The organism is Pedobacter psychrotolerans, assembly GCF_004340665.1.
Classification (GTDB): Bacteria; Bacteroidota; Bacteroidia; order Sphingobacteriales; family Sphingobacteriaceae; genus Pedobacter; species Pedobacter psychrotolerans.
The window spans coordinates 326,229-332,504 of record NZ_SLWO01000007.1; the positions used below are offsets into that span (position 1 = coordinate 326,229).

Annotated in this window: 5 protein-coding genes and 1 tRNA gene; 4 read left to right on the plus strand and 2 right to left on the minus strand. The window is 37.6% G+C overall.

Annotation, left to right across the window (positions count from 1 at the left end; genetic code table 11):
- The first annotated feature begins 3 nt into the window (after positions 1–3).
- Positions 4–711, plus strand: a complete 708-nt coding sequence (locus tag EV200_RS18220; protein WP_029289075.1) for an LOG family protein — start codon at positions 4–6, stop codon at positions 709–711.
- 187 nt (positions 712–898) lie between these two features.
- Entirely contained in the window at positions 899–1,393 is a 495-nt protein-coding gene (locus EV200_RS18225; protein ID WP_132535227.1) for a hypothetical protein, read from the plus strand.
- A 126-nt stretch (positions 1,394–1,519) separates the two neighbouring features.
- Here EV200_RS18225 and EV200_RS18230 read toward each other — a convergent pair whose 3' ends face one another.
- Together EV200_RS18230 and EV200_RS18235 are read right to left on the minus strand one after the other, a co-directional pair.
- Positions 1,520–2,110, minus strand: a complete 591-nt coding sequence (locus EV200_RS18230; protein ID WP_132535229.1) for a DUF502 domain-containing protein — start codon at positions 2,108–2,110, stop codon at positions 1,520–1,522.
- A gap of 970 nt (positions 2,111–3,080) precedes the next feature.
- Complete coding sequence (locus EV200_RS18235; protein ID WP_132535231.1) at positions 3,081–5,543, minus strand: bifunctional UDP-N-acetylmuramoyl-tripeptide:D-alanyl-D-alanine ligase/alanine racemase; 2,463 nt, start codon at positions 5,541–5,543, stop codon at positions 3,081–3,083.
- A 58-nt stretch (positions 5,544–5,601) separates the two neighbouring features.
- Between EV200_RS18235 and EV200_RS18240 the strand changes: the two genes are divergently transcribed.
- Positions 5,602–6,090, plus strand: coding sequence for a regulatory protein RecX (locus EV200_RS18240; protein WP_132535233.1), 489 nt, complete (start codon positions 5,602–5,604; stop codon positions 6,088–6,090).
- A gap of 93 nt (positions 6,091–6,183) precedes the next feature.
- Positions 6,184–6,256, plus strand: a tRNA-Gly gene (locus EV200_RS18245).
- Positions 6,257–6,276 lie beyond the last annotated feature (20 nt).

A 6,276-nucleotide genomic window follows, 5' to 3' on the forward strand; every position in this document is an offset into this window, starting at 1 on the left:
TATATGACGAGTGAAGAAAAAATTAGAAGTGCCTTTGAAAATAAGGACTGGCAGGAAATTAAAGTAACAGATTCCTGGCAAATTTTTAAAATAATGGCCGAATTTGTTGACGGTTTCGAAAAACTAGCAAAAATCGGCCCCTGTGTAACCATCTATGGTTCAGCACGTACGGCAGAAACCAATAGGTATTATCAACTGGCAGAACAATGCGGTAAACTTTTAACAGATCGCGGTTATGGCGTAATTACAGGTGGCGGTCCGGGTATTATGGAAGCTGGAAATAAAGGCGCTCATACCAATGGAGGTAAATCTGTAGGCCTTAATATCGAATTGCCATTTGAGCAATTCCATAATAAATATATCGATCACAACAAATTGCTGGAATTTGATTATTTCTTCGTCCGCAAGGTGATGTTTATGAAATACAGTCAAGGCTTTGTGGTTTTACCCGGTGGTTTTGGCACAATGGATGAACTTTTTGAAGCTTTAACTTTGATCCAAACAGGTAAGATTGCACGTTTCCCAATTGTTTTATTAGGTAAGGATTACTGGAGTGGTCTAATTGACTGGATTAAAGGAACCATGTTGCAAAAAGAGCACAATATCCACGAAGAAGATTTGAACTTATTCAGGTTAGTAGATACTGCTGAAGAAGCTGCAGAGCATATTTTCAGGTTCTACGATAAATACGTACTAAAACCTAATTTTTAAATAAGATTAAAGAACAGGGTTGAAAGAATTTGAGGATTTGGGTGTTAAAGTAATATGCGCTCATTCAATCCTTCAGAATTCAAATCATTATAAAGAAAGTGCTTGTTTTTACGGGCACTTTTTTTATTACAAACATTTTCTGTAACGATTCGTTTATTCCGAAGTCTTAAAGGAAAACCTTGGCGTGATGGAGAAAATATTGAACTGGAGAAAAGGCTTATTTGATAGTAATTATCAGGTATTTGAAGATATGTTGCTAAAATTTTCTCTAAATTTCTTTTCTTTAAAAAACTCTGCCATTGCCACCACACAATCAGGAATTTACCTTTTAAAAAGTGAAGGCTATTCCAAACCAGAATCCAAAATCTTCAATAATAAAAATGAAGTTTTAGCAATCATCCGCTACGATTGGCTGGGCTTTAAAGCAAAAATATATTGTACCACTGGCGAAGAATTCGACTGGAGCTTTCAAAACAGCTGGTTCAGCAGATGGTCGGTAAATAACCATAAAAATAAACAGATTATCTATAATTCATCATCAAGCAGCGGCTTAATCCACAGCAATACTGAAGATGATTTGCTAATAGTGGCAGGGCTATTTATCAGAGAATATTATACCAGAATGCTTTATGCACTCATCATTGTGATGATCATTTTATCAACAGGCAGAAGTATATTTTAGGTTTAACAATCCGTTTCAGAATTGGTCCTCCGATGGATACCAGATTGATGCAGATATTCATCAGTTGCTTTAGATTCGCTTCAGAAGATCCTGAATCAAGTTCAGGTAGACATAACGCGATAGTGTTTAAAGTCCACTTACACCACCACTTACCACCAATTTCATGGCCTCAGCAGCACTCATATTCAAATCTTTAACCTTTTCTCTTTTTACAATACAAAGCTGACCTGCAAAAGAGTACGATAAGGGAAAGTAAACCGCTACATCATCAGGCAAATCCAGTTTATGAAGATCGTTCTGCGTAAGGAAACCAATTTTCTTCAATCCCCCTTCTACCTCAACCAATACCGGGTGATTAAATTTCTTTTCATCACCCACAAAGGCTTCAGTTAAATCTTTAATGGAAGAATAAATAAAGTTGAGTAAAGGCAACCGTTTCATCATCCGTTGAAACCAATTGTACATCGGCTCCGTAACCAAATTGGTCACAAAAATACCTGCAAGCAAAATCAGCGTTAAAACCGTAAGCAAGCCTAAACCTGGGATGTTTCTGCTTTCACCCGTCTGTGGATTAACCCCCAGTATATTATTAACATTCAGCCAGCTATCAACAGTGGTAACAGCCCAAACCACAATAAATATACTCACGGCGATGGGTACCACAATTAATAAACCTTTGATCAGATAGTTTAAAATAGCTTTCCCGATATTGTTCATATTGCAAACTTATTTAAAAATGTTCAATAGTTGTTAGTTAATGGTTCATTAGTCAGTAGTTTATTGGTTTGAAAGTTCATTGGTCTGACAGTTCATTGGTTCAATAGTCATTTGTTCATTGGTTAGCATGGCGTATTAGCTCCATCAAGACTAATGAACTATTAAACAAATAAACCAGGTCATCTGCACCCAAACTATTGACTATTCAACAAATGACAAATGAACCAGATTATCTGCACCCAAACTAATGACTATTGAACCAATGACAAATGAACCAGGTCATCTGCACCCACACTAATGAACTATTAAACAAATGACAAATGAACCAGGTTATCTGCACCCAAACTAATGAACTATTGAACCAATGACAAATGAACCAAGTTATCTGCACCCAGACTAATGAACTATTAAACAAATGACAAATGAACCAGGTCATCTGCACCCAAACTAATGACTATTGAACAAATGACAAATGAACCAGCTTATCTGCACCCAAACTAATGACTATTCAACCAATGACAAATGAACCAGGTTATCTGCACCCAAACTAATGAACTATTGAACCAGGTCATCTGGCACCCAAACTAATGACTATTGAACAAATGACAAATGAACCAGGTCATCTGCACCCAAACTAATGAACTATTGAACAAATGACAAATGAACCAGGTTATCCGCATCCAAACTAATGAACTATTGAACAAATGACAAATGAACCAAGTCATCTGCACCCAAACTCATGACTATTGAACAAATGACAAATGAACCAGGTTATCACCCAAACTAATGACTATTGAACAAATGACAAATGAACCAGGTCATCTGCACCCAAACTAATGACTATTGAACCAATGACAAATGAACCAGGTCATCTGCACCCAAACTAACGAACTATTGAACCAATGACAAACGAACCAGGTCATCTGCACCCAAACTAATGAACTATTGAACAAATGACAAATGAACCAATTTATTCATAAAAATAAACCCGCTTCACCCGCTGAGAAATATTGGTTAAAATCTCATATGGAATCGTAGCAGTATCACTTGCCAATTGCATAATGGTGTGTTCATGATTAAAAACAATGGCCTCATCTCCCGCGCTTACATCCAAACCAGTAATATCTAACATGGTCATATCCATACAAATAGATCCAATGGTGGGCACCAATTGTCCGTTAACTAACATTTTCCCTACGCCATTGCCAAATGCCCGGCTATAACCATCTGCATAGCCAATTTTTACCGTGGCTATTTTACCCCCATTGCGCATCCAGCCCTTTCTACTGTAGCCTACACTTTCACCAGGTGCAATAGTTTTAACTTGAGTGATGGTGGTTTTTAAAACCATTACTGTTTGTAAACCCTGATTACGATATAAAGCCGTATCAAACCCATAAAGGCCAATCCCTAACCTAACCATATCCAGTTGGCTATCTGGCCACCTGCTGATTCCTGAAGTGTTAGCAATGTGCAACAAAGGTTTGTATCCTAAAACATCAATCAGTTTTTTAGAAACCAGATCAAAAGTATTCATCTGCTCGCGGGTAAAACCATCGTGCTCCGCTTCCCCACTCGCCACCAAATGAGAAAAAATACTCTGAACACTAATTTGCTCATTGTTGATAAGCAATTTACAAAGATCATCAACTTCTGTTTGGTCAAATCCTAAGCGATGCATTCCACTATCAATTTTTAAGTGAACAGGGTAATTCAAAACATCTTTCGGAATAACATTTAAAAAGCTGTTTAAAATTTCCAGGCTATAAATTTCAGGTTCCAAATGATGCTTGATGATCGCTTCAAAAGCAGATTCTTCCGGACTCATCACCATAATAGGAAGTGTAATTCCGGCTTTCCGTAAGGCGATTCCTTCATCGGCATAAGCCACAGCCAGATAATCTACTTTGTGAAACTGCAACAGATTGGCAATTTCAAAGCTTCCGCTCCCATATGAAAAAGCCTTTACCATAGCCATTATCTTTACACCAGGGCTCAGTTTAGAACGATAGAACTGGAGATTACTCACCATTGCATTCAGATCGATTTCCAACACCGTATCATGTATTTTCTGAGTCAGGATTTTACTGATTCTGCCAAATTCGAAACGCCTCGCCCCTTTCACTAAAATGGTTTCATGATTAAAATGCAGACCTGGAAAAGCCTGCATAAAGGCATCCGTATCTACAAAAAACTGTGTTTCACATTTAAAAAGCGCCGCATATCCGGCAATATGTTTTCCAATTCCAATCAAGCGGTTAATCCTTTTCTGTTGAAGAAGATCGGCGATTTCTGTATATAAAATCAAATCATCTTTGCCAGTTTCAAATAATTCGGAAAGGATAACCGTTTTTTTAGCATGCTGATTTTGCTGGTTCAAAAAATCAAGCGCTATGGCCAGTGAAGAGATATCGGCACTGTAAGAATCATCAATAATAGAACATTGGTTAATGCCATTTTTCAGTTCAAGGCGCATACTAACAGGTGTCAGTTTTTCCAATCGTAAGCCAGCCTGTTCTGGTGAATAACCAAAAGCCAGTAAGGTAGCCCAGCAAATGATACCATTTTCTATCGACGCCTTGTCTTTAAAGGGCAAGATGCAGCTAATTTCCTGATCCTGATAAATTGCCCGTAAGTGACTGTTTACTGCACCATGTTCTACCTCAATAATGCGAAGATCAGCCCCTTGTGTGCCGCTCCAGCTAAATTTCTTCTGCACTGGCAATGCGGATAAATCAACTTCAGCAACATAATCTGGTGAGTAAATCAGCAGCTCACATCCTGTAAAAAGCTTGAGCTTTTCCACCAGCTTCTCTTTTTTTGAAGCAAAACCTTCAGCATGTGCTTCACCAATATTGGTCAAAATCCCGATTTGCGGCTGAATGATCTTGGCAAGTGTCCCCATTTCGCCTACGGCTGAAATACCCGCCTCGAAAATACCCAGGTTATGACTGGCATTAATTTGCCAGACAGATAGTGGTACGCCAATTTGTGAATTATAACTTTTCGGGCTCCGGATGATATTGAAATCAAGGGCTAAAAGCTGATACAACCACTCTTTTACAATGGTTTTTCCATTGCTCCCTGTAATGCCTATCGTTTTTAAATCAAAATGCTTACGATGAATTAAAGCAAGCAGTTGCAATGCCACCAATGAGTCTTCAACGATGATGAAATTGCAATCTGGATATAATGTGATGTATTTTTTCTCTGTAATGACAAAATTCCGAACCTGTTTATGATAAGCATCCCTAATAAATTCATGTCCATCCCGGTGGGCAGATAAAGCGAAAAATAATGAATTTTCAGGAACCATTACCGATCGGCTATCTATGATCAAATATTGTATAATTACCTTTTCATGCACTAATCTAACCTCAGCACGAAGAATTTCTGCAATTTTGGAAAGGGTATAAATTGGGTTCTGCAACATATTATTATTCGAAAAATACTTTAATCGCCATTATTTTTGCGAATTTCATCAATTAATTATGAAAAGCGGCAAACAAGAGACAGCAATATTAGACAAAAAACAAGCACTAGCCAAAGCAGAAAGTTTTTGTGTTTACCAGGAACGTTCTCAAAAAGAAGTCCGGTATAAATTGGTAGAATGGGGCATGCGTGGTGATGAACTGGAAGAGATTTTATCAGAGCTCATTGTAAATAATTTTTTGAACGAAGAACGGTTTGCAAAGTCATATGCATCAGGAAAATTCAACATTAAGAAATGGGGACGGGTAAAAATTAAACAAGGTTTAAAGTTGAAAGGCGTTCCCGATAAAATTTTGCAAAAGGCGCTATATAGTTTAGATGACGATGATTATATGCAAACACTGGAAAATTTAGCAGTAAAAAAATCGAATACTTTAACGGAATCTAACCCTTTAAAAAGAAAAATGAAGCTTACCACCTATCTACAGGGACGTGGATTTGAAATTGATTTAATTTTACTTGCACTGAAAGCCAGCAATTTAAACTAAATATTAAATTTTTAATAAAAAATCCCTTGACAGAAATAGAAATCTGTCTATATTTGCATCACCAAAACGAAACAGCATATTGGTTTTGTTCATGCGAAAGTAGCTCAGTTGGTAGAGCACGACCTTGCCAAGGTCGGGGTCGCGAGTTCGAATCTCGTCTTTCGCTCTAAATGCCTTCTTACCAGG